This window comes from Lysobacter sp., from assembly GCA_013141175.1.
Taxonomy (GTDB): Bacteria; Pseudomonadota; Gammaproteobacteria; order Xanthomonadales; family Xanthomonadaceae; genus Lysobacter_I.
In genome coordinates this window covers 4,057,792-4,083,537 of sequence record JABFRN010000001.1, presented here as the reverse complement: position 1 = coordinate 4,083,537, position 25,746 = coordinate 4,057,792, and the positions used below count along the sequence as shown (strand labels likewise).

Below are 25,746 nucleotides of genomic sequence, written 5' to 3'. Positions count from 1 at the left end.
CGGTTTTGAAAACGAAGGGCCGGCATTGCCGGCCCTTCTTCATTCCGGTGCTGAACATGTCCCGATGTTTCAGCGCTTGCCCTTCGGTCCGCACTCCGCATCCTTGCCGAGCAATCCGCCGATGAAGCCGGGCTCTTCGCATTTTTCCGGCAGCGCCGGCGCGGGATTGCGCTTCGCCGCCTGCGCCGCCGCGCGCGCCTGGCGCATCTGTTCGAGTTTGAGCCGGATCTGCGGCAATGCCGCCAGCGCCGCTTTCTCGCCTTCGAGGATCGCACGGGCGCGCTGTTCGAAATCGGCGGGACCGATGTCGTTGACCCTGGGCCGGATGATGACATCGGCGCGGGAGAGTTCCTGCTCGCCGAGTTTCTGGCCCATGATCGTGATCGATTGATTCACCACGCCCAGCAGGTTCTCCGGGGTCTTGCCGGTGATGCGGGTGGAAATGTCCACGGCGATCACGAAGTCGGCGCCCAGTTGGCGGGCGGCGTCCACCGGCACCGGACTGACCACGCCGCCGTCGACGTAATGGAACGTGTCGATTTTCACCGGTTCGAACACGCCCGGAATGCTGCAGGACGCGCGTACGGCCTGGCCGACATTGCCGCGCACGAACACCGTGCGTGCGCCGGTTTCGAGCTGGGTCGAGACCACCGCGAACGGTTTCTTCATCCTGTCGAACGCGCGGTTGCCGACCATCTCGTTGACGTAATCCTGCAGCTTCTGGCCGCGGACCAGTCCGCCATTGAACAGGGTCACGTCGCGGATCCGCGCTTCGTCCAGCGCGACCGCGTGCTCCTGCATCTGGAATGCATCCATGCCGCTGGCGTAGAGCGCGCCGACCACGCTGCCGGCGCTGGTGCCGGACACCACTTCGGGCTTGAAGCCGTTGGCTTCGAGCATCTTGATCACGCCGATATGCGCGAAACCTTTCGCGGCGCCGCCGCCGAGGGCGATGCCGATGCGGATCTTCACCGGCGGTGCGGGCTGTGCAGGTTTCACGACGGGGGCGGGCTGCGTGGGTTTCGTGGCCTGACCGCCGCAGCCGGCGATCAGGGTCAGGGCGAAGGCGAGCAGCAGGCAACGCAGGGAAGTCATGGGCGATGATCGGAGAGGAAAGCCCGACCATGATCGCAGCAAAGCGCCGGACGCAGGTAATGCGGGCGATGCCACCGCTGTCCCTGCGCTGCCAGCATCGGGCGAACGGGCGCGATGCGGTCAGTACGTCGCCATCAGTGCCTGCTTCACATCGGCCGGCAGCACGATGGCTTCGGCGATGATCTTCGAGTTCTGATTGAACAACTCGCAGGCGCTTTCCGGCTGGACCTGCGCGCCGGTGGCGAAGTCCTTCATGTCCTGCTCCACCAGCGAGACGAATTCCGCCTGCAGTTTCGGCGCCATCGATTCCGGGTCGATGCCGGCGCGGGCCAGGATCTCGCGGGCGCGGGTCAGCTCGGCGCGGTGGGTCTGGTCGAAGGCGGTCACGAACGGGGTCAGATCGACGCCGCGTTGGCGGCAGTACGCGGGCCGGGCGCGGGTGTTCATGAAATACGAGCCGAAGAACAGCCCGGCGGCGGTGCGCGCGCGGGTTTCGCCGTCGCTGTCTTTCAGCATCGCGCTGGCCTGCCTGGTGGCCTCTTCCTTGATCGCGTCGCTCTGCGGCAGGTTTGGATTCTTCTGCGCGGCTTCGGTGCGCAGCTTGTCCATCTGCGTCTTGATCTCGGCGGCGGTGGGCTCGTTCATCCGTTCCGGCTTCAGCGCTTCGTAAAGCAGGATGCCGCCTACGAGACTGGCGACGACGACAACGGTGATGCCTGCGCTTTTCATGCCCGCTTCCCGGGAATCTGGATACCCGGGCAGTGTAGCGGGCTGATCGCAGTCCGTCGCAGTCGCGTCCGTCGATCACCAGAACGGATGCTCGCGCATCGGCAGCTTCTTCGGTGGGATCGCATCGGTGGCCTGCAGCACGAGCCCCCAGACGAAACTGGTGGCGAAGGTCATCGCGAACAGGAGCAGCCAGGTCAGCGGCAGCTTCCACCGCATCTCGCGCTGGGCGTCGAAGCGCTCGCGGACGAGAAAGGTCGCCAGCGCCATCGTCGCGCCATAGGCCAGTGCGACGAAGGCCCATAACAGCAGCCCCATCGGCATCGTCGACAGGCCGGCGATGAAGATCCTGCCCTGTTGCTCGATCAGGACCCCGTACAAACCGGAGGTGAGGAAGACCTGCAGCGTCGTGAACCCGGACCTGCGCAGCATCCACCACCACGTCAGCCACCACGATGCGTAGACACCGATCGCGATGACCAGATCCGGGATGAGCTGCGGATGGAACAGCGCGGGTTCCGGAGCGTCGCGCAGGTAGTTGTGTGCCCAGGCGCCGGTTTCCAACACAAGGCTCGCGAGCAGCATCGACAGCATCAGCGATGTTCCGGCGCCGCCGATGCGCGGCAGACGCCAGCCGCGCAGCACCGCCAGCACCAGCAACGGGTAGGGCAGCAATACCGGCGAATCCAGACACGCCAGCAGGACCAGCGCACCGCTCAGGGCGAACAGCAGGGTCCGGTTGCGCGACAAGGCGGTCTCCGTCGAGGGGCGGAGCCGGAGACTAGCGCGAGTGTTTGTCCGATGCGCGATACGGGATTTCCCGACAGCGGCGGATTTGCGGCACCTGATAACCTAGCGGTCATGCAGGAATCTCCCCAGAGCCTGCTGCGCCGCATCTTCGGCCATGCCGATTTCCGCGGCCCGCAGCAGGCGATCATCGAACACATCGCGGCCGGCGGCGACGCGCTGGTGCTCATGCCCACCGGCGGCGGCAAGTCGCTGTGCTATCAGGTGCCCGCGCTGCTGCGCGACGGCGTCGGCGTGGTGGTGTCGCCGCTGATCGCATTGATGCAGGATCAGGTCGAAGCCCTGCGCCAGGTCGGCGTGCGCGCCGAGTTCCTCAACTCCACGCTGGACGCCGAATCGGCGTCGCGGATCGAACGCGCGATGCTGGCCGGCGAACTCGATCTGCTGTACGTCGCGCCCGAGCGGCTGCTGACTTCACGTTTCCTGTCGCTGCTGGACCGCGCAAAAGTGGCGCTGTTCGCGATCGACGAGGCGCACTGCGTGTCGCAGTGGGGCCACGATTTCCGCCGCGAATACCGCGAACTCACGGTGCTGCACGAGCGTTGGCCCGACGTGCCGCGGATCGCGTTGACCGCGACCGCCGACCCGCCGACCCAGCGCGAGATCGCCGAACGCCTGCAGTTGGAAGACGCGCAGTGGTTCGTCAGTTCCTTCGACCGCCCCAACATCCGCTACACGGTGGTGCAGAAGGAGAACGGCAAGCGCCAACTGCTCGATTTCCTGCGCGAACATCGCGACGAGGCAGGCATCGTCTACTGCCTGTCGCGGCGCAAGGTCGATCAGACCGCCGAAACGCTTGCGGGCCTCGGGTTCAAGGCGCTGCCGTATCACGCCGGACTCGATGCCGAAGTGCGCGCCGCGAACCAGCGCCGATTCCTGCGCGAGGACGGCGTGGTGATGGTCGCGACCATCGCGTTCGGCATGGGCATCGACAAGCCCGATGTGCGTTTCGTCGCGCATGTCGATCTGCCGAAATCGCTCGAAGGCTATTACCAGGAAACCGGCCGCGCCGGTCGCGACGGCGAGCCCGCCGAAGCCTGGCTCTGCTACGGCCTTGGCGACATGGTGCTGCTCAAGCAGATGATCGAGCAGTCCGAAGCCGGCGAGGAGCGCAAGCAGTTGGAGCGCCGCAAGCTCGATCAACTGCTCGGCTACTGCGAATCGATGCAGTGCCGGCGCCAGGTGCTGCTGGCGGGCTTCGGCGAAACCTACCCGCAACCTTGCGGTTACTGCGACAACTGCCTGCAGCCGGCCAACAGTTGGGACGCGACCCAGGCCGCGCGCAAGGCGCTGAGCTGCGTTTACCGCACCGGCCAGCGTTTCGGCGCGGTGCATTTGATCGACGTGCTGCGCGGCGGCGAGGGCGAACGCATCCGCCAGTTCGGACACGACAAGCTCAGCACCTACGGTATCGGCGCCGACCTCGACGCCAAAACGTGGCGCGGCGTGTTCCGTCAGCTGGTCGCTGCGGGATTGCTGGAAGTCGATGCCGAAGGTTTCGGCGGCCTGCGTCTGACCGACGCCAGCCGCGTGGTGCTGACCGGCGGGCAGACGGTGGTGCTGCGCAAGGAGTTGCCCAGCAAGAAATCGCGGGACCGCGACAGCGGCCCGCGCACCGGCCTGCCTGTACAAGCGCAGGATCTGCATCTCTTCCAGGCGCTGCGCGATCTGCGTGCGCGACTCGCGAAGGAACAGAACGTCCCCGCCTACGTGATCTTCCACGACAGCACGCTACGCAATATCGCCGAACGTCGCCCCGATTCGATGGGCGAACTCGCGCAGGTCGGCGGCATCGGCGGCGCCAAGCTGGAGCGTTACGGCGCGGAGGTGTTGGAGGTGGTGCGGGAGCAGGGGTGAGCTGTCAAAGCCATGCTGTCGCTTGAGTATTTTTCCGATGGTCTGTCTGAAGGCGACCTCGGTTTCTGTCGTGCGGGGAGAGGTGCCGGATCAGCGATGCCGACCCCAATGCAGCACGTGTTGCGATATAAAGAGTGCTTTCGTGTGGATCGAGGAGTGCAGCCTGTGAGAAATAGAATATTCGGTGCGATTGGCGTGATTTGGGGGGCATTGATCTTGATCAATGGATTCCTGTCCTCGGCATCGGAAGCGGATTCGGCAGCCTACAAGAACGGCCAGACGGGTGCGTTGGTCTTCGGTGCCGTGTTGCTCGTTCTCGGCTTGTATTATTTTTTCAAGAAGCCAAAGCCGAAAAAATGATCGGGCCACGATCGAGATGCCAATGACGCAAAAGGCCACGCGAGAGCGTGGCCTTTTTACTTTCTATCGAAGGTTTCCCCTCGCGATGGCTCGTTGGAAGCCGTCGCTGCCAGATCGCGTCTCTGGCCTGGTGCCGAAGGAGGGACTCGAACCCTCACGCTTTTAAGGGCGGCGGATTTTGAGTCCGCTGCGTCTACCGATTCCGCCACTTCGGCGCGGGGCGGCAGTATAGCCGAGGTCGCCGTGGGCCGCGACGGGTCGGCGGCTCAGGCAGCGTGGTCCAGTTGCAACTGTTTGCTGGCATAGACATGCCAGCCGTCGCCGGCGGCGTCGAAGATGCCGCAGCAGGTCATCGTGCGCTGGTAGATGTGCAGCGAGACGGCGGTATCGGTGTCGCTGGCGTTGCGGATGGTGTGGTACTCGTGCGGCGGGATCAGGCTGCCGGCGGAGCCGGTGCCGGCGATCAGGCTGCCGACGTCGGTGAACCGATAGCGGTCGCCGCGTTGTTCGCTGAGGTCGTACTGGGTGATTTCGAGCTGGCCGTGCCAGACGCCTTCGACGCACCACAGTCCGGAATGGTCGTGGATCGGCGTGCCCTGTCCGGGCCCCCAGGTCATGGCGATGACGACGTAGCCGTGCTTCGGGCTGACGTAGAGTTCGCGGCGGGCGTAATGGCCTTCGACCGGGTCCAGCACGCAGGCGGGTAGTGCGACGGTGTTCTCGCGCATCATCCGGCACAGCGAACCGCGCAGGGCCTGGGCCACGGCGGCATGGTCGCCAAGGGCGACGGCGGCGTCGATGGATTCGATCAGATGGGCGCGGCCGGGGAAATCGAGCATCGTCATGACGAAATCCTATAAAGGCATTCTGCCGGGTTATGAGTCGGATTCTAGCAGCGTCGGCGGGTCATGGGCCGGCGGGCGCCGCATTCGTAGGAGCGGCTTCAGCCGCGAAGCCAGCGACGTTTCGGGCATGACGTTGAACGCAATCCAGGGGTGTCCCCGGATTGCGCTCGGCGGTAGCGCTGGCGTGTTGTGGGCTTCGCGGCTGAAGCCGCTCCTACAAGAGCGGTTCCTGCAAGAGCTGCGCCTGCAGAAGCCGGGCTTACAGGGAATCGAGGAATTCGCGGACGGCAGGTCCGAAGCGGGCGATATCGACGAGAAAGGCGTCGTGGCCCTGCGGCGATGGCAGCGCCAGGCAACGGGCGTCGACCCCGCCGGCGAGCAGACCGTCGGCGATTTCCTGCTGCTGCTGGATCGGGAACAGGATGTCGGTGTGCACGCCGATGGCGAGCGCGCGGTTCACGCGCAACCTGGACAGGCCCTGCTCGCAGGTGCCGTGGCAGGACTCTCCGAGGTCGAACCAGTCCATCGAGCGACTGAGATAGAGATAGCTGTTGGGGTCGAAGCGGCGGACGAAACGCCGCGCGTGGCCTTCGAGGTAGTTCTCGACCTCGAATTCGAGCCCGAACGGGTCGTCGCCGAGGCGGCGGTCGGAGTCCAGGCGCACGCGGCCGAAGCGGCCGTCCCACTCCAGCGCCGAGCGGTAGGTGATCACGCCGAGCTTGCGCGCCATGCGCATGCCGGCCTCGGGATAGGCCTCGTCGGTGTAGCCGCCGTTGCTCCACTGCGGGTCGAGCCGGATCGCTTCGCGCTGCAGCGAGCGGATGGCGATCGAGAACGGCAGCGCCCGGGCTGCGCCGGAGATGTTGATATGGCCATGGGCGATCCCCGGGAAGCGCTGGAGCACCGACAGCGCGACCATGCCGCCCATCGAATTGCCGATCACGCAGGCGAGGCGGCCGATTCCCAGGCTGTGGACCACGTGCGCGGCGGCGTCGGCGCAGTCTTCCACCGACAGATCGGGAAAGCCCAGGCGATAGGTCTGGCCGGTGGCTTGATCGATCGATCCGGGGCCCGTCGACCCCTTGCAACTGCCCAGCGAATTCACGCAGACCACGTACCAGCGGTCGGTGTCGATGGGTTTGCCGGGGCCCAGCATCGCTTCCCACCAGCCCGGATCGGGATTGTCGGCGTGGCTGGCGGCATGAGCATCGGGCGACAGCCCGGTGAGGATGAGGATGGCGTTGTCGCCAGCGGCGTTCAGTGCGCCCCAGGTCTCGTAGGCCATGCGCGCGCCGAGCAGGGCCCCGCCGCGTTTCATCGGGAACGGCGAGGGCAGCTCGAGGAAGCGGCTGCCGGCAGGTATGAATTCGGTCATCCGTGAAGTCTATCGATCCGGGCGGGAGCGCGGATCGTACGCGATGGGCCGCTGTATTCCGAGGGTGGCGAGGTGACAGTCACTCCATATCGCGGCCATCGAGCCAGACCAGGGTCGCGCGAACGGGGTAATGGTCGGAGCCGATGTCCGGGCCGCGGCTGGATCCCGCCTGCCGCCAGTGCATGGTGGCGAGGACATGATCGATCGGAATGCCGAAGACGCCACGTCCCCACACGGGCCATGTCGGCGCGTGGCAGGTGGCGCGGAACAGGCCGTCGTGCGTCGCGCCGATCATCGCGGTGGACCACGGCGTGGCATTGAGGTCGCCTGCGACGACGGTCGGAGTGCGTCCCGTCTGCTGCGCCAGCATCCGCAGCAGCGCATCGCGTTCGCCATGCCAATGCGGGGCCATCGGCGGCATCGGATGGACGGCGACGACCCGGATCGGCACATTCCCGCTCCTGATCATCGCGGTGAGGAATGGAATGCCGTCGGCGCTGGCGTGCAGTTCGACTGAGGTCAGCGGCGTGCGCGAGAGCAGGCCGATGCCGAATGGCGAATCGTCGGATGCGAACTCGCGATGCGGATAGTCGTCGCCGAGTTGGCGTACCAGCGCATCGGCATAGGCGGGCGTCAGCTCGCTGAGCATCACCACATCCGCAGGTTGCGCGCGCAGCCAGGCGACCAGCGGGGTGGGATCGCGATTGGCCAGGTTGACGTTCGCGGCAGCGACGATCAGCGCCGGTTTGCGGTCTTCCACGCGTTGCAGCGGCATGCTGGTGCTGAACAGCGGCAGCAGCGCCAGCGGTGCGAGCAGCAGCCATCGCCAGCTGCGCGCGGCGTACAGCAGACACAGCGCGAGCCAGCAGAGCGCGTACAACAGTTGCCAGTGCGCGGCGAGATCGAGCAACCACACCGTCGTATTCGAAGCCGGGGACCACAGGCGGCCGAGCAGCGGCAGCAGCAGACCGGACGCGCAGGGCAGGGCCAGCCAACGTGCGTGGCCGGCGACACGATGCATGCGGGACGCCGGTGCGGCGGTCATTCCGAGCCGAGCGTGAGCTTGACCGTTTGCTTCGCGGGCAACTGAACGCGCACGGATTTCGATTCCAGGTCGCCTTCCTGACGCATGGGATTGCCGCTCTCCGAGATGCGGGCGATCACGTCGACTTCCTGCAGCGCCGACAGCTTGGCCGTCGGCATCGGGCCATCGGCGTCGTCGAGCGTCACCGTCAGAGGCAGATCGGCGACGCTGTGTTTTTCCACCGCGACCGGCATCGGTGGACCGTTCGGGGCACGCGCGATCACGAATACGGTGGCGTCGCCGCGCAGCCGGACGCGCGCGGCGAATGCGGGATCCAGCGCGACCTCGACAACAATTCCCTTCGATGCAGGTCCTTTCGATGCGGGCGCGGCGGCGGGCTGCGGCAAGGGCGGCAGACCCGCGTCCTTGCGCGCGGCGTCGACTTCGGCGCGCAGCGTTGTCGCGTTGGCCGCATCGACCTGTGCGAGCAGCGGTTCCCACATCCGCGCCGCATCGGCGGGTTTGTCCTGCTGGCGCAGTGCGATCCCCATGAACAGGCGCGCGCGCTGGTGTTGCGGATCGATCTTGAGCGCATGCTGCAGATATTCGACCGCGCGCGGATCGAAGCGGCGCTGCGCGTCCGACTGCGCACGCGATTCCGCAGCGGCGGCGAGGAAATTCGCGTCGTCCGGCACGCGCTTCAGCACTTCGTCCCAAGCGTCGCGCGCCTGCTCGAACTTGCCGACGCGGGCGTAGGTGCTGGCCAACATCACCCAGCCTTCGTGATCCGGGAAGCTGTCGCGATTGCGCTCGAGCTGGGTCAGCGCCTGCTCGATATTCCGCGGACGTTCGACCATCGAGGCATCGAGCGCGCCCGGGTTGCCGACCAGCCGATAGATGCTGGCGGAGGTCAGCGTGAGCCCGGCGATCAGCAGCAGGGTGGACAGGCGCCTGGCGTGCCACAGCGGGCGCAGCACGAGACCGAAGACCAATAGCGTCGCGACGGCGCTGACCTGCGCGAAGATGAGGGAAGAGGACATCACCACTCCTGCGTGTCGTCGATCGGAGGCGGCGGCGTCTTGCCATCGCGGCGCAGCAGACGCCAGACCACGACGCCGCCGCCCAGCGCGAACAGCAGCGGGCCGAACCACAATAACCAGGTCGTGCCGCTGACCCGTGGCCGATACAGCACGAACTCGCCGTAGCGCGCGACCAGGAAGTCGCGCACGTCCGCATCGCTGCGGCCTTCGCGCATCAGCGCGAGCACTTCGTGGCGCAGATCGACCGCGATCTGCGCGTTGGAATCGGCCAGCGACTGGTTCTGGCACATCACGCAGCGCAGTTCCGCGACCAGATCGTGGAACCGCTGCGCTTCGGCGCTGTCGCGGAACTGCAGCGGCGCGGGGTCCGAGGCTTTCTGCGCGAATGCCGGTGCAGCGGCGAGCATCAGCAGCAGAACCAGCACGCAGCGGCGGAGCATCGCGATCATTGCTGGCGCTCCATGGTTTCGATCATGGGCAGCAATTCGTCGCGGACCATGCGCTCGTCCATGATCGCACTGCGCTTCCAGCGGACCACGCCCTTGGCATCGATCAGCACGTGATGCGGCGAGGTGAAGATTTCCATCCGGTTCGCGGTGCGTCCGGTGCCGTCGACGAGGGTGAATGCGTATGGATCGCCGTAATGTTCCAGCCATGCGTTGGCATCCTGCGGTTCGTCCTGGATATTGAAACCGATCACCTTGATCCGTTTGCTTTCGGCGAACCGGGCGACGGTCGGATGTTCTTCCTTGCAACCGTAGCACCAGCTCGACCAGGTGCTGAGCAGATAGGGCGTTCCGAGCAGTTCCTGCCGCGAGACCGTCCGCGCGGGGTCGCCCAGCGTCGGCATCGTGAACTCCGGAAGCGGTTGGCCGACCAGTCGCGATGCCGGCGGTTTGGTGTAGCTGCGATACGCGTAGTTCAGGACTTCCGCGCCGAAGGTCATGACGAACAGCAGGACGAAGAATGCCGCGATCATCCCCAGCCAGTGCTTGAGCGGCGGTCGCGTGGAGGTCCGCTGCGGCGGCTGCGGCAGGTGGTCGGTCGGCGTCGCCATCGTTATCGGCTGCGCTCTGCGGCGTCCAGTGCCGGCAGCAGTTCGTCGCGAACGATGGCATCGGTCATCGCGCCGACATGCTTCCAGCGCACGATGCCGTTCGCGTCGACCAGAAACGTTTCCGGCGCACCGTAGATGCCGAAATCGATCGCGGTGCCGCCTTCGACATCCGCCAACACCAGCCAGTAAGGATTGTTGAAGCGTTCCAGCCACGCCAGCGCGTCGGCCGGTTCGTCCTTCCAGTTGTAGCCGATCACGCGCAGCCGTTTGGTTTCGGCGAAGCGGGTGATCACCGGATGCTCGACCTGGCATTCCGCGCACCAGCTGCCCCACACGTTCAACAGATACGGCTGGCCGTGCAGTTCCTTCGAGGTCACGGTGCGGTTCGGCTCGTGCAGCACCGGCAGCGCGAACTCCGGCGCCGGTTTGCCGATCAGCGGCGAGGGCAGCGCTTCGCGGTTGTCGCGACGGCTGAGCCAGACGCCGGTCGCGAGCAGCGCGGCGATCGACAGGAATACGGCGAAGGGAAGCCAGCGTTTGGCGCGCATCAGTCTGCGCCTCCGTCGTTCACGGGTATCCCGTCGCCGATGCCGGGATCGTCCTGTCGGCCGCGCTTCTGTTCGCGCGCGCCCAATCTGGACAAGGTGCCTGCGTGATCGTCGGCGGCGGCGCGGGGTTTGCGGAAGCGCCGATCCACTGCGGTCACGAAACCACCGAGCGCCATCATGATCGCGCCCAGCCAGATCCAGCGGATGAAGGGTTTGATGTGCACGCGTACCGCCCAGGCATCGCCGCCCAGCGGTTCGCCGAGCGCGACGAACAGGTCGCGGCTCACGCCCGGGCGGATCGCCGCTTCGGTCATCACCTGGCCGCCGCTGGCGTATTCGCGTTTTTCCGGATGCAGCGTGATCACGGGTTGATCGTCGCGGAACACGGTCACGGTGCCGCGGCTCGCAGCGTAGTTCGGTCCCTGCAATCGCTCGACGCCATCGAAACGGAAACTGTCGCGGCCAAGGATCAGCGTCTGTCCCGGTTTCATCGCGATCTCGCGCTGCTGCACCTGCGCTTCCACCAGCAGCGCGCCGATCAGGAATACCGCGATGCCGCTGTGCGCCAGCACCATGCCGAGCATTTCCGGCGTCAGCGCGCTGCGGTGCGTGCGCAGCCGCTGCCAGACGAAGCGCGCGGTGCCGAATGCGATCCACACCGAACCGGCGACGCCGGCCGCGGTTTTCCAGGGGCCATTCGGCGCCTGGAAGTAGGCGATGGCCCCGGCCGCCAGCGCCAGCGCCGCCCACGGCAGCAGCAGACGCAGCGGGCGCGCGAGTTCGTCTCGCTGCCAGCGGATCAGCGGTCCCAACGGCAACAACAGCACGATCGGCGCCATCAGCACGATGAACATCAGCGAAAAATACGGCGGGCCGACCGAAATCTTGCCGAGCTCCAGCGCATCGGCCAGCAGCGGATACAGCGTGCCGATCAGCACCATCGCGCAGGCGGCGGTGAGGAAGACGTTGTTGAGCAGCAGCAGTGCTTCGCGCGATGCGCCGACGAAGGGCTTGCCGCCATCGACGTCCGGTGCGCGCAGCGCGTACAGCACCAGCGAACCGCCGACGACCAGCCCGAGGAAAATCAGGACGAACAGACCCCGTCCGGGGTCGGACGCGAACGCATGCACGCTGGTCAATACGCCCGAACGGACCAGGAACGTCCCGAGCAGCGACAGCGAGAACGTGGCGATCGCCAGCAGCAGGGTCCAACTGCGGAAACTGCCACGCTTCTCGGTGATCGCCTGCGAATGCAGCAGCGCAGCACCGGCCAGCCACGGCATGAAGCTCGCGTTCTCGACCGGATCCCAGAACCACCAGCCGCCCCAGCCCAGTTCGTAGTACGCCCACCAGCTGCCCAGCGCGATACCGATGGTCAGAAAGCCCCACGCGACATTGGTCCACGGTCGCGTCCAGCGCAGCCAGCGCGCGACTTCCTCCGGCTGCGAGGCGTTGCGATCGAGCAGCGCGGCGATCGCGAACGCGAACGGCACCGCGAAGCCGACGTAGCCCATGTAGAGCATCGGCGGATGCACGATCAGGCCGAAATCCTGCAGCAGCGGGTTGAGATCGCGGCCTTCGGCGGCGGCGGGCAGGATCCGCTCGAACGGGTTGCTGGTGAAGATCAGGAAGGCGAGGAAGCCGACGTTGATGATGCCCATCACCCCGAGCACGCGGGCGACCACCCGCACCGGCAGCGATTTCGAAAACATCGCGACCGCTGCGGTCCACAGCGAAAGGATCAGCGCCCACAGCAGCAGCGAACCTTCGTGTGCGCCCCACACGGCGGAATAGCGGTACACCATCGGCAGCAGCGAATTGGAATTCGTGGCGACATACCGCAACGAAAAGTCCTGCGCGACGAACGCCCAGGTCAGGATCGCGAAGGCCGCGCCGACCAGCACCAACTGCGCCCATGCCGTCGGTCGTGCGATGGCCATCCACGGCGCCAGTCCGCGCTGTGCACCCAGCAGCGGCAGGATCGCCTGCAGCGACGCGACCAGCAACGCGAGGATCAGCGCGACCTGGCCGAACTCCGGAAGCAGATGCATGCGCGCTCAGCGCTCCGGCATCGGCATCGGCGCTGTCGCGGCGGGTGTTCCCGCTGCAGCGGCGCCCGTCGCCTCGGGTACGTTGTGCTTCTTGTGCGCCAAACCCATCTTGTCGGCCACTTCCTTCGGCACGTAGGTCTCGTCGTGCTTGGCCAGCACCTGCTCGGCGATGAAGATCTGCCCGTCCATCCGCCCGGTCGCCACCACCGCCTGCTTCTCGCGGAACAGATCCGGAAGAATCCCGGTGTAGCGCACTTCCAGTTCGCCGTCGCCATCGGTCACTTTGAACCGCGCTTCCATCGAGCCTTCGGCGCGCTGGAGCGAATCGGCCGCCACCATGCCGCCGAGGCGGAACACCGCGTCGCCGGTCTTGACCTTCGCGCCCGCTTCGTCGGCGAGGATTTCGCTGGGCGTGTACAGATAGGCGACATTGCGCTGCAGCGCCAGCGTCACCAGCGCGGTCGCGGCGACGGCCGCAGCCAGCAGCAACAGCACCAGCACGAGGCGGCGTTTACGGGTGGGGTTCATCGTTGCAGCTCCGTGGGAATGGGCGCGTCTTGTTGCGCGGATGCGCGCCTCGCACGCAGAGAGACGTTGCGCAGGATACGGCGGATGCGCAGCAGCGGTGCGACCAGGTCCCACAGCAGCACCACCGCGAAGATCGCGTAGGCCGCGACGACATAGCCCAGATAGGTCATGGCCCACGCTCCGCTGCGGTGTCGATCCCCGCACGCTGCCGCACCCAGTCCTTGCCCGCTTCGCGTTCCAGATTGTCCGCGCGCGCCCGCAGCAGCAGCGAACCGACGAACCACAGCTTGGTCCCCAGCACGATCGCCACCAGCGGCGGAATCATGCTGGCATCCATGCTCGATTCGCCGAACATGCGGATGGTCTGGCCCTGGTGCAGCGAGTTCCACCAGGTCACCGAGTAGCGGATCACCGGCAGCAGCGCGACCCCGACGATCGCCAGCAGACCGGCGGCGCGCGCGGCGTTGCGGCGGTCGTCGATCGCCTGGTACAGACCGATCACGCCCAGATACAGGAACAGCAGGATCAGCTCGCTGGTCAGCCGCGGGTCCCATTCCCACCACGTGCCCCACATCGGCTTGCCCCAGATCGAGCCGGTGGCCAGGGTGATCACGGTGAAGGCCGCACCGATCGGCGCGCAGGCCATGGCCAGGATCTCGCACAGCTTGATCCGCCAGATCAGCGCGATGGCCGCATAGAACGCCATCAGCGCGAAGATGAACATGCTCATCCATGCCGAGGGCACATGGATGTAGAGGATGCGGAAGCTGTCGCCCTGCTGGTAATCGGCGGGAACGACGAACAAGCCCTGCCAGCCGCCCCAGAGCATGACCAGCACGCCCAGGCCGAAGCACCACGGCGCCCAGCGCGCCGCGAAGCGGTCGAAGTACGGCGGCGAACCGAGTTGGTGGAACCAGCGGACGAGGGGGTTCATGGGTGGGGCTTCATGTGCGACGGATCACTCGATCAAGCATTGGGGAGATGATGATGGCGGAGTTTGAATGGCCGAGCAGTGTCGTGGTGCGAAGATGCCGGGTGACCCACGCCTCAATTCACCGCGATCCGGATCGCAGCCGCTGCAGTCAGCGGTGCGAGCACCATCGCGACGATCAGGCCCGCGCCCAGGAACAGCATCGGTCCAACCGCATCCATGCCCTGAGCGCTTGCGGCGACACTGCCGGCACCGAACACCAGCACCGGCACGTACAGCGGCAAGGCGAGCAACCCCACTAGGATACCGGAGCGGCGCATGCCGACCGTCAGCGCCGCGATCACCGCGCCGATCAGACTCAACAGTGGTGTCCCCAGCGCCAGGCCGGTCATCAGGATCGGCAATTGCGCATGCGGTAGGTGCATGAGTTCGGCGAGGAAAGGCGTGGCCAGCAACAGCGGCCACGCGGTCGTCGCCCAGTGCATGAACGTGCGTACCGCAACCAGCCAAGCCAGTGGTACCGGCGCGAGCATCCACTGTTCCAGCGAACCGTCTTCGGCATCGCTGCGGAACAGGGTATCCAGCGCCAACAGCCCGGCCAGCAGCGCCGCGACCCAGAGCACGCCAGCGGCGACTTTGGCCTGCAGCGGTGGGTCGTTGCCCAGCGCCAGCGCGAACAGCACCACCACCATCAAAGCGAACAATGCCGGCTGCAGCGCGTCCCCGCGACGGCGCCAGAGCAGGCGCAGATCGCGGGCGAGCAGGGCGCGGGCGGCCTCCAGCAGGGTGGGCGCACTGCCGGCGATGGTCATGCGTGGCGGATGCAGCGGCGATGCGCTCATGCCGCCCGCCTCATGATCAGTTCGCGGGTGCGCACCGGTGGCGCAGCGTAGGCGCCGTGGGTCGTGACCAGTGCCGCGCCGCCTTCGCGCAGATGCGCCTGGACCATGCGGTTGACCAGTTCGATGCCGCCGAGATCGAGATTCGCGTACGGCTCGTCCAGCAGCCAGACCGGCGCCGGCGACAGCCAGATCCGTGCCAGCGAAAGACGTTTTTTCTGGCCCGCCGAGAGTTGGCGGGCGAGGGCGTCCTGGTAACCATCGAGGCCGACGATCCGCATCGCCGCATCGGGCGATTGGCCGTGGCGATGCCCCTGCAGCCCGGACAGGAATTCGAGGTTTTCCAACGCGCCGAGATCGGCCTTGAGCGCCGGCAAATGACCGAGATAGGCCAGTGCGCGAGTGCGCGCCGGAGCGTCGGTGCCATGGCCGTCGACCTCGATCCGGCCGGCCTCGGGACGCAGCAGGCCGGCAAGCACCCGCAGCAGCGTGGTCTTGCCTGCGCCGTTGTCGCCGCGGATCAGCAGAGCTTCGCCGGCATCGACCGTGAAATCGAGCGGACCGAACACCGGCTCGTCATTGCGGGCGAAGCTGAGACCGAGCGCTGCGAGCAGGGGGGTGGCGCGGAGGGATGGATCGGTCATCGACAGTCATCGGCCGGGTCGCGGCTGTGTTCCAGCCTGAACCGGCGATTTTACGTGCTGAGTGCCGGGATTGCTCCGTCCTTGGCCGACGCGGCGCAAAAACCGTCCCCGAGCCAGTCGATATACGGCTGTTCGACGAGCATTTCGGGCCGTGCCGCACGCATCCGCAGACGTACCGGTGCCTCGCGCGGCCATAGCAGCGTGCCGATCTGGCCGAAGCGGCGGGCCAGCGCATCGAATGTCGATTCTCCGGGCTCGATGACCAGCCAGTTCTGCGCACGCCAACTGCGATTGCGGCCCATGACGAAACCCGGTCTGTAGCGCAGGCCGAGCTGGTCCAGTGCGCGTTGCAGTTCGCGGTCCGCGGAGCGGTTCTCGGCGTCGTTGAGTGCGAAGTTGCCGGGATTGGAGGCGCTGAGCATCCCGAAACGTGTCGCGTCCGGAAATGCGTCGTCGAGCTCGCGGGCATGTTCGCCGATCTGGATCGGCCACCAGCGGCCATCGATCTCCCACTTGTAACCGGCTGCCGTGTAGATGGCGGCCAAAGTGGCGAGAGGAGGGAGGGGAGGCGCTTCGGTCACGTCCTGATACGACAACTGATTCACCGGAGTGATGGCTGGGCCCGGAATGGTAGGTGGACGATATTGGAGCAGGAGCTCGGATCGTGACCCTGGGCTCGGCGTCTGTTCAGCCTCGCAGCCAGTCGATATCGGCGTGGTGCGCGAATTCGCGCGGCCGGGTCGCGTCCACCCGCAGTCTGACCGCATCCAGTGCCGTCCAGTGCAGCGTGGCCAGTTGTCCATAGCGGCGCGAAAGCGTATCGAACCCGGACAGCGGCAGATCGACCACCAGCCAGCTCGGTTCGCGCCAGGAGCGATTCACGGCCGACGAAAACGCGGGCTGGAATCTCCGTCCGCAGCCGAGCAGGTCCTGCTGCAGCGTATCGTCGGCCGCGCGGTTGGCGGCTTCGGGGCGCTCGACGGAATGGGGGTTCCAGGCGGACAGCAGGCCGAACTGCGTGGCGTGGGGAAACCGGCGGGCGGCATCCGGCGCCCGCTCGCCGATGCGCAGATTCAACCAGTCGCCGTCCATCTCCCAGCGGTATTCCGCAGCAAGATAGGCGCGCACCAGTTCGGCGATCCGGGCTTCGCCGGTGTACGGTGTGGACGATGGCATGGGTCAAGGTTTAACCCGGATGCGTGGCCCCGTAAACTCTGGCGCCCGTATGCGAAGCTGTGCTACGCGCCATCGCGCACGACTTCAGTATCGACTTTCTCCCCGGACCCCAGCATGCCGCAGACCAAGTTGCCCAAGGTGGGCACCACCATCTTCACCGTGATGTCGCAGCTCGCGGCCGAACACGGCGCCATCAACCTCGGCCAGGGGTTTCCCGACTTCCCGGTGCCGCCACGGCTGGTCGATGAATTGGACAAGGCGATGCGCGCCGGGCACAACCAGTATTCGATGATGACCGGCATCCCCGCGCTGCGCCGGGCCATCGCCGGGAAGACCGCGCGCGTCTACGGCGTATTGCCCGATGCCGACAGCGAAATCACCGTCACCAGCGGCGCCACCGAGGCGATCTTCAACGCGATCCACGCGGTGGTGCGCGCCGGCGAGGAAGTCATCGTCCTCGATCCCTGCTACGACTGCTATGAGCCGGCGATCGATCTGGCCGGCGCGCGCGCGGTGCATGTCCCGCTCGACCCGCAGACCTTCGCGCCCGACTGGCAGCGCGTGCGCGACGCCATCGGCCCGAAGACGCGGATGCTGATGATCAACAGTCCGCACAATCCGTCCGGCGCGATGTTGACCGCCGACGACATGGCGATCGTCGCCGAGCTGCTGCGCGACACCGGCATCTGGCTGCTGTCGGACGAGGTCTACGAACATATCGTCTTCGATGGTGCGCGGCACGAATCCGCGCTGCGTTACCCGGAGCTGCGCGAACGCGCGTTCGTGATCTCCAGTTTCGGCAAGACCTATCACTGCACTGGCTGGAAAGTCGGCTACTGCATCGCGCCGCCCGCGTTGAGCGCGGAATTCCGCAAAGTGCATCAGTACAACGTGTTCTGCACCTTCCATCCGGCGCAGCACGCGTTCGCGGCGATGATCGATGCCGAGCCCGAACACTACGAACAGTTGGGCGCGTTCTACCAGTCCAAGCGCAACCGTTTCCGCGAGCAGTTGCTGACGACGAAGCTCAAGCCGCTGCCGGTGCCGGGCGGTTATTTCCAACTGGTCGATTATTCGGCGATCAGCGACCTTGACGATGCCGCATTCTGCCGCTGGCTGACCACCGAGAAAGGCGTCGCCGCGATTCCGCTGTCGCCGTTCTACGAAACGCCTCCGGATGGACAGCGTCTCGCGCGACTGTGCTTCGCGAAGAACGACAGCACGCTCGACGGTGCGATCGAACGTCTGCAGAGGCTTTGACATGAACGACCTCCGCATCACCCTCGTCCAGGGCGCTACCCGCTGGCACGATCCCGCCGCCAATCGCGAGTACTACGGGCATCTGATCGCGCCGCTGCACGATCGGACCGATCTGGTATTGCTGCCGGAAACCTTCACCAGCGGTTTCTCCAACGACATCATCGCCCAGGCCGAAACCATGGATGGCCCGACCGTCGCATGGGTGCGCGAACAGGCGCGCGTACTGAACGCCGCAGTCTGCGGCAGCGTGCAGTTGCGCGAAGGCGATGGTGTCTACAACAGACTGTTGTTCGCAATGCCGGACGGCGAGCTGCAGACCTACGACAAGCGCCACCTGTTCCGCTTCGGCCGCGAGCACGAACGCTACGCCGCCGGTCGAGATCGTCTGACGCTCGACTGGCGCGGCTGGCGGATCTGCCCGATGGTCTGCTACGACCTGCGTTTCCCGGTGTTCTCGCGCAACCGTTACGACGTGGAGCGGCCGGGGCAACTCGATTACGACCTGCTGCTGTACGTCGCCAACTGGCCCTCGGCCCGCGCTTATCCGTGGAAGACCCTGCTGCGCGCGCGGGCCATCGAAAATCTCTGTTATGTCGCCGGTCTCAACCGTGTCGGCACCGACGGCAATCACCTGCATTATTCCGGCGACAGCGCGGTGGTCGATTTCCTCGGTCACCCGGTCAGCGAATGCACGGACGAAGAAGTCGTCGTCACCACGACGCTGCAGGCGAAGGAACTCGCCGCGCACCGGGAACGGTTTCCGGCGATGCTGGATGGAGACAGCTTCGAGCTGAAATGAGCACCGGAATCCGTGCTGCCAGGGGCTGCTTGGCCATGGAAAGCATGGATGGACGGTCAGAACGCTTGCGTATGGAGACTGAAGCCGTCTAAGTTGGGACAACAGGGGCTGAACCCGCGTCCGTGGGCCATCCCGGATCGATCGCGGCAATGCAGGAGCACGACATGAATGTCAGGGCTTGTCTGGGATTAGGATTGTTACTTCTCTCCGCGACCGCAAGCGCGGCCAGTGGTTCTCTCACGCCCGAACAGAAAGCGGGGCTGTGCAAGATCCAGTCGACGGTGAATCAGCTGCGTGCCGTCTACGACGACAGGGGCGGCGTGGTGGTGACGTGGCAACGGGTCAACCCGGGTGGTTTGCTGCAGTATCGCCTGCCGCCGCGTTCCTATCCGGTCGAAACCCGGATCGCGCTCGATGGCGATGCCATGGACGGTCGCGTGCTCGAAAATGCGTGGTACGACGCATTGAATACCGGGGATCGGCCACAGTGGTTGTTTCCGCTCGTCCCACCGGGCGCGCATACGGTCAGCGTCGCGCAGAAAGACGAGTGCGGCGATTGGGATATCGCGGAGGTTGCGGTCACGACCGCCGGGCCCGGCGAGGCGAACAGCCCGCAAAATGGCGATGTTCCCGACACGCAGCTTCCCGATGAGGTCGAGTTCCAGGCCGAGATCACCGAGCAACAGGCGGAGGATCTGTCCGCAGGGGCGAACCTGAAGCGTTATGCGGATTGCATGATCGGCAGCAGCCTCACCAAGGGCAAAGCGGGAGTGGCCGTCATCCGCAAACAGGCCAAGAAGTTCATTCTCAAGTTTCTCACCAGCCCACTGACGATCATCAATCACGGCCGATGCCTGATCGAAGCGACAGGTGGGTTGGATATCCCGCCCGATCCGGATGCCGGCGTCATGATCTGCCATCCGCAATCGGGGATGTACACGCAGTGCCCGGATGGCTGGGAGCAGTTCTACAAATCCGACGATGGCACCAAGGCGCTGGACAGGATGGGGCCCGGGTTATTGGTCGATGGAGGGGATGACCAATCGCGTCTGTCCTGCCTCGCCGTGATCTATGCGAAGTACAACGAGTACGGACGGAATCTCGACCGTGCGTTCGATGACACCTATCTGATCAATCAGGGCTGCAACAAGGCGGTGCCGGCCGGTAGCAGATGATCCTGCGCGCCGTAGCGCGATGCCGACGACGACAAGGCGTCGGCATCGCGCGTTGTCTCGGCGGCATGGCGCCCGATCTGTCCTGAAACACGTATCGTCGATCAGGAGACGCTGCCTGGTATTCCGCGTGACAGACGCCGGCGCAGGCATTCGATGGCCAATACGGTCATCATCGGCCAGAACCATCCTCCAAGTAACGCAACGCCGATGGTGTTGTTGTCGTAATGCCCTTCGGGAAAATGCATGCCTGCGGCATGACCTGCCGCGATGCCCGCAGGGTTGTAGACGTACAGGGTGAAGATGATGTCTCCAGCCCATGCGATCGCCACCGCGCAGGCGGCACGGATGCCGCGACGACGCGGGCAGCGCAGCGTCATCAAGACCGTGGTGACGACAAAGGGAAGCAGCCAACGAATCGACGCGACGAGTTCGAATGTCTCCGATGCGCCCATCGAGGCGCTAGCCGTTGGACCGGCGGTGGAAGTAGACGCGCTCCGCCGCCCAGCGCATCGGCGCCGAACCCAGCATCAGATCGAACGGCCAGTCCATCTGGCAGTGATCGAAGGCCAAGCGCAGCGCGCGTTTGATGCGGTAGCGCGGCGCGGCGCGCTCGGCGACGAGTTCCGGCGACGGCCCACCATCGCGTTCGTGGCGTGCGACCGCTTCGCCGACCGCCCAGCCGTGCTGCCACGCCGAGTGGATGCCGCCAGCGGTGACCGGCGAAACGATGCCAGCAGCGTCGCCGGTGAGGATCACGCCCGGACGCGCGATCGGCGTCACCGGACCGCCGCAGGGGATCAGGCCGGCGCGGATCGCGGTGGGAGCGAGATCGTCGGGAATGCCGATGCGGTGACCGACGCGGGCGCGCAGCGCGTCGATATCCGGCGTGCCGGTGCGCGTAGCGCGATGCCGGAACGCCAAGCCGAACTGCACGCCGGTCGGGTTCTGCGTCGCCCAGCCGATGTAGCCCGGTGCGAACTGCTTGTTGACGAAACAGTGCAGCGCATCGGGTTCGCGTAGTTCAAGGCCAGCGAATTCGTATTCGACGCCATACAGGAAATGCTCGACGCGGCCGAGGTCGAAACGCTGCGCCACCCGCGATTTCGCGCCGTCGGCGCCGACCAGCCAGCGCGTGCGGCCGATGCCAGGGACATGCCAGCGACCGAGATGCGCCAGCGGCTCGCGCGAGGCGCCGATGAACGACTGCGCCAGCCGCAGATCGACGCCCTGATCGCGCATTTCGTCGGCCAGCCAGCGCATCAGATTCGGCGTGTCGGTGGTGAGGAAATAGTAGTCCGGCACCTGCAGCGCGACATCGCGCAGATTGGGCGCGTACAGGCGCACGCGCTCGACCCTGCGTACAAGATGTTGCGGCATCCGATTGAGCCAGGTCTTCTCCGCCGCTTCCTTGACGATAATCCCGGTCGTGTGGAGTTTCAGCCCCGGGTCGCGCTTGCGCTCCAGCACGCAGACCCGCAGCCCGTACTGCGCTGCGGCAATCGCGCACGCCGCGCCAGCGAAACTGGCGCCGACGATGACAAGGTCGTAATCGCGTTCGGGGTGCGCGGCCATGGCGGCTCCGTCGTGGAAGACGGAGCCAGTGTCGGCAACGGGCGAGAGCGGGAGATGGCGGTCGTGTGAAGCGGAACTTCACACAGCGCCCACGATCCGCAGGTCGGGCCCTGGCCCGACATTGCGTGATCGCAGCTTGCGACGAGCGTATGGCGGAGCGGTTTAGAAACGTCGATGTCTAACCGACGATCCGTGAAGACTTACCGATCCCCACCCGCAAACCCACCCCCACGCGGCCCGCGATTGCCGCCGGGTTTTGGACCACCCGGACGCGGGCCTCCGGGACGTGGGCCGTTGGGACGCGGGCCGCTGGGACGCGCACCGGCCGGGCGCGGGCCACGCGGGCGGTCGAAGGCGTTGAAGCTGCTTGGGTTGGCGTGGTCCGAGGGGAAGCTCGGCGCGTTGCCGGGATGGCCGTAGGGTTTGCCCGCGCGCGCGGGCTTCGGGCCTTGGCCGGGGCCGCGCGGACCACGGTCGTCGTTGAAACCCGCGCCGGCCGGACGATCGCCGTAGGGACGCTTCGGACGTGCGCCGCCGGGGCCGCCCGGACCGCGGTTCTCGCCCGCGAAACCGGCACCCGCCGGACGGTCGCCGTAGGGGCGTTTCGGACGTGCGCCCGGGCCACCCGGACCGCCGGGGCCCCGTTGCTCGCCGGCAGCGGCGGGACGATCGCCGTAGGGACGCTTCGGACGCGGGCCACCGGGGCCACGGTTTTCGCCTGCATAGCCGCCGGCACCAACCGGGCGATTGCCTGCCGGGCGCGGCCCGCTGGGCTTGTTGCCATAAGGCTTGCGCGGGGCGCTTGGATCGGCGTTGCGATGGCCGGTCGGACCGGTGCTGACGCCTTCGGGCACGAACCAGCTGCGGAACGCGGCGGGATTGCCCTCGGGCAGCGGCTTCTGGCCGTTGTCGCGACGCTGTTTGAACGGTTTGTTCTGCGATTGGCGGGCGGCGGATTCGCCGCTGACGGTCAGATCGCCGCGCTTCTTCTTGTTGCCGAAACGGCCGCGATCTTCACGCACATTGTCGAAGCGACGCAGTTCGCGGCCCTCATCGGCGGTGTTGTGACCGTTGACATAGGCCTGGCTGCTGCGACCTTCGCGACCGACGTGCACGGTCGACTTCGCGGCCTTGCGCTGGCCGATCACCGGTTGCAGCGTGAGTGCCGGCGGCGGGCCTTCTTCCAGATTGAGTTTCTTGCGCAGGCTGTCGACCTGGGCTGCCGCCAGTTCCTGGCTCTGGCTGCGCAGCAACTGCTGCGGCAGCGAGACATCGCCGTAGCGCACCCGCTTCAATCGGCTGACCTGGCAACCCTGCGATTCCCACAGCCGGCGCACTTCGCGGTTGCGGCCTTCGCTGAGGCTGACCTGGAACCATTCGTTGGAATCGGTACCGCCGATGCGTTCGATCTTGTCGAATTTCGCCGGGCCGTCTTCCAGCGCCACGCCGCGACGCAGGCGGTCGACGAGCTTGTCGGAAACGGTGTCTTCGCCTTCGGGGGCGCGCACGCGGCAGACGTATTCGCGTTCGATCTCGAACGACGGATGCATCATCGCGTTGGCCAGTTCGCCGTCGGTGGTGAGCAGCAGCAGGCCGGTGGTGTTGATGTCGAGGCGGCCGATCGCGATCCAGCGCGCGCCCTTGAGCACCGGCAGCGCTTCGAAGATGGTCGGACGGCCTTCGGGATCTTCGCGGGTGGTGACTTCGCCTTCGGGCTTGTTGTACATCAGCACGCGCGCCGGTTCGGTCAGCGCGCTGGCGACGAAGGTCTTGCCGTCGATCTCGATGCGGTCGCCGCCCTTGACGCTCATGCCGGTCTGGGCGACTTCGCCGTTGACCTTGACCATGCCTTCGGCGATGCGCTGTTCCAGCGCGCGGCGCGAGCCCAGTCCGGCCTGGGCCAGGACCTTGTGCAGGCGTTCTTCGAGGCGCGGGGCTTCGGCGGGGGCGTCCTTCTCGCGTTTGAGCGAGAGGGTCGAGGGGCGTTTTTCTGTCATGTCAGGCTCCGGTGCTGTCGTCGTCGTCGACGAGGGCGGTGTGGGTGTCGTCGGACGCCGGGATGGCGTCGTCGTTGGGGGCTTCGTGGGCGATGCCGGTTTCATTGCCGTCATCGGGGGTGTCTTGATCGTTGCGGTGTTCGTTGTTGTCTTCGGTACTGTGCGAATCGATGCTGTCCGAATTGGCGTCGTCTTCGTCGCCCGCATCGTCGGGTCCGGCGTCATCGCCGATGCCCGCGACGATGGGTGCGGGCTTCGGTGCATCCGGGTCGACGAACGACAGCTGCGGGTCGAGTTCGCCGAAATCCTTCAGTTCCGACAGCGGCGGCAGCTGGTCGAGGCTCTTCAGGCCGAAGTAGTCGAGGAAGCCACGGGTGGTGCCCAGCAGTTCCGGACGGCCGGGGACATCGCGATGGCCGATGACCCGGATCCACTCGCGCTCTTCCAGCGCCTTGATGATGTTGCTGCTCACCGCCACGCCGCGGACCTGTTCGATCTCGCCGCGGGTGATCGGCTGGCGGTAGGCGATGATCGCCAGCGTTTCCAGGGTGGCGCGGGTGTACTTGGTCTGGCGCTCGGTCCACAGCCGCGCGACCCAGGCATGGACATCGGCCTGTACCTGGAAGCGGTAGCCGGAGGCGGTTTCCGCCAGTTCGATGCCGCGGCCTTCGCAGGCGGCGCGCAGATCGATCAGCGCCTGTTCGATGCTGCCTTCCGGCGCGGGCTCGTCGAGGGTGAACAGGCCGCGCAGTTGCACGATGGTCAGCGGCTGGTTGGCCGCGAGCAGGGCAGCTTCGACGATGCGGGTGATGAAGGATTGATCCATGGGTACCGGGTCGTGGTCGGTCGGTTCGTCGTCAATGCCGATGATGCGGGCAGGACGGACGGCGTCGGGTGCGGGTCATGCGGATACGTCGTCGTTCGCGGCTGGAGGCTGCGTTGCGGCTTCGATGCTGTCGTCGTCGAACTCGCTGCTGAGCTCCGCAACGAGCGCGTCGCTGCCTGTGCCCACTGCCAGCGACTTCAGGTAGATCGGCGCGAGAGGCCCTTCCTGGACGATATCGAGCAGTTGTTCCTTCGCCAGTTCGAGGATCGAGAGGAAGGTCACCACCACGCCGAGTTTGCCTTCGCGCGGCTCGAACAGCGACTCGAAGCGGTGGAAGCTGCCGTCGCCGAGGCGGGTCAGCACATCGGTCATGCGCTGGCGCACGCTCAGCGCCTCGCGTTTGATCGAATGCCCGGTGAACAGCTCGGCGCGCTTGAGCACATCGTGCAGCGCCAGCAGCATTTCCTTCAGTTGTACCGGCGGCGGCAGTTTGACGCTGGCGCGTTCGGGAAGGAAAGCAACCGCCGGTGAAGTGTCGCGTTCCATCCGCGGCAGGGCGTCGATGTCTTCGGCAGCCTGTTTGAAGCGTTCGTAATCCTGCAGCCGGCGGACCAGGTCGGCGCGGGGGTCGTGCTCGTCGCCCTCGTCGCTGGGCGGGCGGGGCAGCAGCATCCGCGATTTGATCTCGGCCAGGATCGCGGCCATGACCAGGTATTCGGCGGCCAGTTCGAAGCGCATCTCGCGCATCACGCCGATGTATTCGACGTACTGTTTGGTGATCTCGGCGACCGGAATATCGAGGATGTCGAGGTTCTGGCGGCGGATCAGATAGAGGAGGAGGTCGAGGGGCCCTTCGAAGGCTTCGAGGATGACTTCCAGCGCGTCCGGTGGAATGTACAGGTCCTGCGGGATCTGCAGCACCGGCTGCCCCAGCACGGTCGCGAGGCGCATCTCATGCTGTTGCGGAGCGTGCGGTTGCGACGCATGCGGCTGCAGAGCCTCCGGCGACGCGGACGCGACGACCGTATCGACCGGAACGGTCGCGTCGGGCGCGGTTTCAGTGCTCATGCAACGACAGGGTCATGACAACGTGGGCATTCGGGGCAGCGTAGGCAGTCGACGGCGGGTTACGGCGGTCGGAGGGTGGCGTGCCCCGGCCGGTCTCTGTGGACCGATCCGGGCGTCACGTCGCCGGAGGTACCCAGGGGAGCGGC

The 25,746-nt window shown here is 66.2% G+C and carries 28 protein-coding genes and 1 tRNA gene; 5 read left to right on the top strand and 24 right to left on the bottom strand.

Translation table 11 applies throughout. The features are described 5' to 3' along the window. Positions 1–69 precede the first annotated feature (69 nt). From HOP03_17735 to HOP03_17725, 3 genes are all read right to left on the bottom strand, one after another. Complete coding sequence (locus HOP03_17735) at positions 70–1,095, bottom strand: patatin-like phospholipase family protein (protein ID NOT89998.1); 1,026 nt, start codon at positions 1,093–1,095, stop codon at positions 70–72. Positions 1,096–1,215: 120 nt separating this feature from the next. Further along, positions 1,216–1,824, bottom strand: a complete 609-nt coding sequence (locus HOP03_17730) for a hypothetical protein (GenBank protein ID NOT89997.1) — start codon at positions 1,822–1,824, stop codon at positions 1,216–1,218. Between the two features lie 75 nt (positions 1,825–1,899). Beyond that, complete coding sequence (locus HOP03_17725; GenBank protein ID NOT89996.1) at positions 1,900–2,571, bottom strand: hypothetical protein; 672 nt, start codon at positions 2,569–2,571, stop codon at positions 1,900–1,902. 111 nt (positions 2,572–2,682) lie between these two features. On the opposite strand from HOP03_17725, the gene recQ reads away from it, so the two are divergent. Both recQ and HOP03_17715 read left to right on the top strand, forming a co-directional pair. Continuing rightward, positions 2,683–4,485 carry a DNA helicase RecQ gene (recQ, locus tag HOP03_17720; protein NOT89995.1) on the top strand — a complete coding sequence of 601 codons (1,803 nt, stop codon included), beginning with the start codon at positions 2,683–2,685 and terminating at the stop codon, positions 4,483–4,485. 12 nt (positions 4,486–4,497) lie between these two features. Beyond that, positions 4,498–4,845 carry a hypothetical protein gene (locus HOP03_17715; protein ID NOT89994.1) on the top strand — a complete coding sequence of 116 codons (348 nt, stop codon included), beginning with the start codon at positions 4,498–4,500 and terminating at the stop codon, positions 4,843–4,845. A 128-nt stretch (positions 4,846–4,973) separates the two neighbouring features. Here the strand turns inward: HOP03_17715 and HOP03_17710 are convergent. From HOP03_17710 to HOP03_17635, 16 genes are all read right to left on the bottom strand, one after another. After that, positions 4,974–5,060: transfer RNA gene (locus tag HOP03_17710), tRNA-Leu, on the bottom strand. 51 nt (positions 5,061–5,111) lie between these two features. Continuing rightward, positions 5,112–5,690, bottom strand: coding sequence for a cysteine dioxygenase family protein (locus HOP03_17705; protein NOT89993.1), 579 nt, complete (start codon positions 5,688–5,690; stop codon positions 5,112–5,114). 259 nt (positions 5,691–5,949) lie between these two features. Next, a complete protein-coding gene (locus tag HOP03_17700) occupies positions 5,950–7,065 on the bottom strand; it encodes a homoserine O-acetyltransferase (GenBank protein NOT89992.1) in 1,116 nt (371 codons plus the stop codon). A gap of 79 nt (positions 7,066–7,144) precedes the next feature. Then, on the bottom strand, positions 7,145–8,086 hold the full coding sequence (locus HOP03_17695; protein NOT89991.1) for a hypothetical protein: 942 nt from the start codon (positions 8,084–8,086) through the stop codon (positions 7,145–7,147). Positions 8,087–8,106: 20 nt separating this feature from the next. Continuing rightward, positions 8,107–9,129 (bottom strand): cytochrome C biogenesis protein, encoded by a 1,023-nt coding sequence (locus HOP03_17690; protein ID NOT89990.1) that lies wholly within the window; start codon positions 9,127–9,129, stop codon positions 8,107–8,109. Then, the gene (locus HOP03_17685) at positions 9,129–9,569 is read right to left on the bottom strand and encodes a cytochrome c-type biogenesis protein CcmH (GenBank protein ID NOT89989.1); all 441 of its coding nucleotides are present in this window, start codon (positions 9,567–9,569) and stop codon (positions 9,129–9,131) included. Before HOP03_17685 ends, HOP03_17690 begins: the two co-directional genes overlap by 1 nt. A gap of 5 nt (positions 9,570–9,574) precedes the next feature. After that, positions 9,575–10,186, bottom strand: coding sequence for a redoxin family protein (locus tag HOP03_17680; protein ID NOT89988.1), 612 nt, complete (start codon positions 10,184–10,186; stop codon positions 9,575–9,577). 2 nt (positions 10,187–10,188) lie between these two features. Continuing rightward, a complete protein-coding gene (locus tag HOP03_17675; GenBank protein ID NOT89987.1) occupies positions 10,189–10,734 on the bottom strand; it encodes a DsbE family thiol:disulfide interchange protein in 546 nt (181 codons plus the stop codon). Beyond that, the gene (locus tag HOP03_17670; protein ID NOT89986.1) at positions 10,734–12,779 is read right to left on the bottom strand and encodes a heme lyase CcmF/NrfE family subunit; all 2,046 of its coding nucleotides are present in this window, start codon (positions 12,777–12,779) and stop codon (positions 10,734–10,736) included. The genes HOP03_17675 and HOP03_17670 overlap by 1 nt, the downstream gene beginning before the upstream one ends. 12 nt (positions 12,780–12,791) lie before the next feature. After that, positions 12,792–13,313 (bottom strand): cytochrome c maturation protein CcmE, encoded by a 522-nt coding sequence (gene ccmE / locus HOP03_17665; protein NOT89985.1) that lies wholly within the window; start codon positions 13,311–13,313, stop codon positions 12,792–12,794. Further along, complete coding sequence (gene ccmD, locus HOP03_17660; GenBank protein NOT89984.1) at positions 13,310–13,483, bottom strand: heme exporter protein CcmD; 174 nt, start codon at positions 13,481–13,483, stop codon at positions 13,310–13,312. The genes ccmE and ccmD overlap by 4 nt, the downstream gene beginning before the upstream one ends. After that, complete coding sequence (locus tag HOP03_17655; GenBank protein NOT89983.1) at positions 13,480–14,247, bottom strand: heme ABC transporter permease; 768 nt, start codon at positions 14,245–14,247, stop codon at positions 13,480–13,482. The genes ccmD and HOP03_17655 overlap by 4 nt, the downstream gene beginning before the upstream one ends. A 113-nt stretch (positions 14,248–14,360) precedes the next feature. Then, the gene (gene ccmB / locus HOP03_17650) at positions 14,361–15,056 is read right to left on the bottom strand and encodes a heme exporter protein CcmB (protein ID NOT89982.1); all 696 of its coding nucleotides are present in this window, start codon (positions 15,054–15,056) and stop codon (positions 14,361–14,363) included. Between the two features lie 26 nt (positions 15,057–15,082). Next, complete coding sequence (ccmA, locus tag HOP03_17645; protein NOT89981.1) at positions 15,083–15,727, bottom strand: heme ABC exporter ATP-binding protein CcmA; 645 nt, start codon at positions 15,725–15,727, stop codon at positions 15,083–15,085. A gap of 50 nt (positions 15,728–15,777) precedes the next feature. Further along, positions 15,778–16,332: a DUF3293 domain-containing protein gene (locus HOP03_17640; protein ID NOT89980.1), complete on the bottom strand. Its 555-nt coding sequence runs from the start codon at positions 16,330–16,332 to the stop codon at positions 15,778–15,780. 82 nt (positions 16,333–16,414) lie between these two features. Beyond that, on the bottom strand, positions 16,415–16,903 hold the full coding sequence (locus HOP03_17635) for a DUF3293 domain-containing protein (GenBank protein NOT89979.1): 489 nt from the start codon (positions 16,901–16,903) through the stop codon (positions 16,415–16,417). A gap of 114 nt (positions 16,904–17,017) precedes the next feature. On the opposite strand from HOP03_17635, the gene HOP03_17630 reads away from it, so the two are divergent. From HOP03_17630 to HOP03_17620, 3 genes are all read left to right on the top strand, one after another. After that, positions 17,018–18,163, top strand: a complete 1,146-nt coding sequence (locus tag HOP03_17630; protein ID NOT89978.1) for a pyridoxal phosphate-dependent aminotransferase — start codon at positions 17,018–17,020, stop codon at positions 18,161–18,163. 1 nt (position 18,164) lies between these two features. Next, the gene (locus tag HOP03_17625) at positions 18,165–18,962 is read left to right on the top strand and encodes an amidohydrolase (GenBank protein NOT89977.1); all 798 of its coding nucleotides are present in this window, start codon (positions 18,165–18,167) and stop codon (positions 18,960–18,962) included. Positions 18,963–19,111: 149 nt separating this feature from the next. Beyond that, the gene (locus HOP03_17620; GenBank protein ID NOT89976.1) at positions 19,112–20,137 is read left to right on the top strand and encodes a hypothetical protein; all 1,026 of its coding nucleotides are present in this window, start codon (positions 19,112–19,114) and stop codon (positions 20,135–20,137) included. 101 nt (positions 20,138–20,238) lie between these two features. Here the strand turns inward: HOP03_17620 and HOP03_17615 are convergent, their stop codons facing one another. From HOP03_17615 to HOP03_17595, 5 genes are all read right to left on the bottom strand, one after another. After that, a complete protein-coding gene (locus HOP03_17615) occupies positions 20,239–20,514 on the bottom strand; it encodes a hypothetical protein (GenBank protein ID NOT89975.1) in 276 nt (91 codons plus the stop codon). A gap of 82 nt (positions 20,515–20,596) precedes the next feature. Next, positions 20,597–21,709, bottom strand: a complete 1,113-nt coding sequence (locus HOP03_17610) for an NAD(P)/FAD-dependent oxidoreductase (protein ID NOT89974.1) — start codon at positions 21,707–21,709, stop codon at positions 20,597–20,599. Between the two features lie 200 nt (positions 21,710–21,909). Next, the gene (locus HOP03_17605) at positions 21,910–23,706 is read right to left on the bottom strand and encodes a pseudouridine synthase (protein ID NOT89973.1); all 1,797 of its coding nucleotides are present in this window, start codon (positions 23,704–23,706) and stop codon (positions 21,910–21,912) included. Between the two features lies 1 nt (position 23,707). Next, positions 23,708–24,532 carry an SMC-Scp complex subunit ScpB gene (scpB, locus tag HOP03_17600; GenBank protein ID NOT89972.1) on the bottom strand — a complete coding sequence of 275 codons (825 nt, stop codon included), beginning with the start codon at positions 24,530–24,532 and terminating at the stop codon, positions 23,708–23,710. Between the two features lie 75 nt (positions 24,533–24,607). Then, positions 24,608–25,600 (bottom strand): segregation/condensation protein A, encoded by a 993-nt coding sequence (locus HOP03_17595; protein NOT89971.1) that lies wholly within the window; start codon positions 25,598–25,600, stop codon positions 24,608–24,610. Between the last annotated feature and the right edge of the window lie 146 nt (positions 25,601–25,746).

Excerpts from the sequence above, each read along its gene's own strand:
- HOP03_17735 (NOT89998.1), bottom strand. The coding sequence starts at position 1,095 with ATGACTTCCCTGCGTTGCCTGCTGCTCGCCTTCGCCCTGACCCTGATC.
- HOP03_17730 (NOT89997.1), bottom strand. The coding sequence starts at position 1,824 with ATGAAAAGCGCAGGCATCACCGTTGTCGTCGTCGCCAGTCTCGTAGGC.
- recQ (NOT89995.1), top strand. The coding sequence starts at position 2,683 with ATGCAGGAATCTCCCCAGAGCCTGCTGCGCCGCATCTTCGGCCATGCC.
- HOP03_17715 (NOT89994.1), top strand. The coding sequence starts at position 4,498 with ATGCTGTCGCTTGAGTATTTTTCCGATGGTCTGTCTGAAGGCGACCTC.
- HOP03_17705 (NOT89993.1), bottom strand. The coding sequence starts at position 5,690 with ATGACGATGCTCGATTTCCCCGGCCGCGCCCATCTGATCGAATCCATC.
- HOP03_17700 (NOT89992.1), bottom strand. The coding sequence starts at position 7,065 with ATGACCGAATTCATACCTGCCGGCAGCCGCTTCCTCGAGCTGCCCTCG.
- HOP03_17695 (NOT89991.1), bottom strand. The coding sequence starts at position 8,086 with ATGCATCGTGTCGCCGGCCACGCACGTTGGCTGGCCCTGCCCTGCGCG.
- HOP03_17690 (NOT89990.1), bottom strand. The coding sequence starts at position 9,129 with ATGTCCTCTTCCCTCATCTTCGCGCAGGTCAGCGCCGTCGCGACGCTA.
- HOP03_17685 (NOT89989.1), bottom strand. The coding sequence starts at position 9,569 with ATGCTCCGCCGCTGCGTGCTGGTTCTGCTGCTGATGCTCGCCGCTGCA.
- HOP03_17680 (NOT89988.1), bottom strand. The coding sequence starts at position 10,186 with ATGGCGACGCCGACCGACCACCTGCCGCAGCCGCCGCAGCGGACCTCC.
- HOP03_17675 (NOT89987.1), bottom strand. The coding sequence starts at position 10,734 with ATGCGCGCCAAACGCTGGCTTCCCTTCGCCGTATTCCTGTCGATCGCC.
- ccmE (NOT89985.1), bottom strand. The coding sequence starts at position 13,313 with ATGAACCCCACCCGTAAACGCCGCCTCGTGCTGGTGCTGTTGCTGCTG.
- ccmD (NOT89984.1), bottom strand. The coding sequence starts at position 13,483 with ATGACCTATCTGGGCTATGTCGTCGCGGCCTACGCGATCTTCGCGGTG.
- HOP03_17655 (NOT89983.1), bottom strand. The coding sequence starts at position 14,247 with ATGAACCCCCTCGTCCGCTGGTTCCACCAACTCGGTTCGCCGCCGTAC.
- ccmB (NOT89982.1), bottom strand. The coding sequence starts at position 15,056 with ATGACCATCGCCGGCAGTGCGCCCACCCTGCTGGAGGCCGCCCGCGCC.
- ccmA (NOT89981.1), bottom strand. The coding sequence starts at position 15,727 with ATGACCGATCCATCCCTCCGCGCCACCCCCCTGCTCGCAGCGCTCGGT.
- HOP03_17635 (NOT89979.1), bottom strand. The coding sequence starts at position 16,903 with ATGCCATCGTCCACACCGTACACCGGCGAAGCCCGGATCGCCGAACTG.
- HOP03_17630 (NOT89978.1), top strand. The coding sequence starts at position 17,018 with ATGCCGCAGACCAAGTTGCCCAAGGTGGGCACCACCATCTTCACCGTG.
- HOP03_17625 (NOT89977.1), top strand. The coding sequence starts at position 18,165 with ATGAACGACCTCCGCATCACCCTCGTCCAGGGCGCTACCCGCTGGCAC.
- HOP03_17620 (NOT89976.1), top strand. The coding sequence starts at position 19,112 with ATGCAGGAGCACGACATGAATGTCAGGGCTTGTCTGGGATTAGGATTG.
- HOP03_17615 (NOT89975.1), bottom strand. The coding sequence starts at position 20,514 with ATGACGCTGCGCTGCCCGCGTCGTCGCGGCATCCGTGCCGCCTGCGCG.
- HOP03_17610 (NOT89974.1), bottom strand. The coding sequence starts at position 21,709 with ATGGCCGCGCACCCCGAACGCGATTACGACCTTGTCATCGTCGGCGCC.
- HOP03_17605 (NOT89973.1), bottom strand. The coding sequence starts at position 23,706 with ATGACAGAAAAACGCCCCTCGACCCTCTCGCTCAAACGCGAGAAGGAC.
- scpB (NOT89972.1), bottom strand. The coding sequence starts at position 24,532 with ATGGATCAATCCTTCATCACCCGCATCGTCGAAGCTGCCCTGCTCGCG.
- HOP03_17595 (NOT89971.1), bottom strand. The coding sequence starts at position 25,600 with ATGAGCACTGAAACCGCGCCCGACGCGACCGTTCCGGTCGATACGGTC.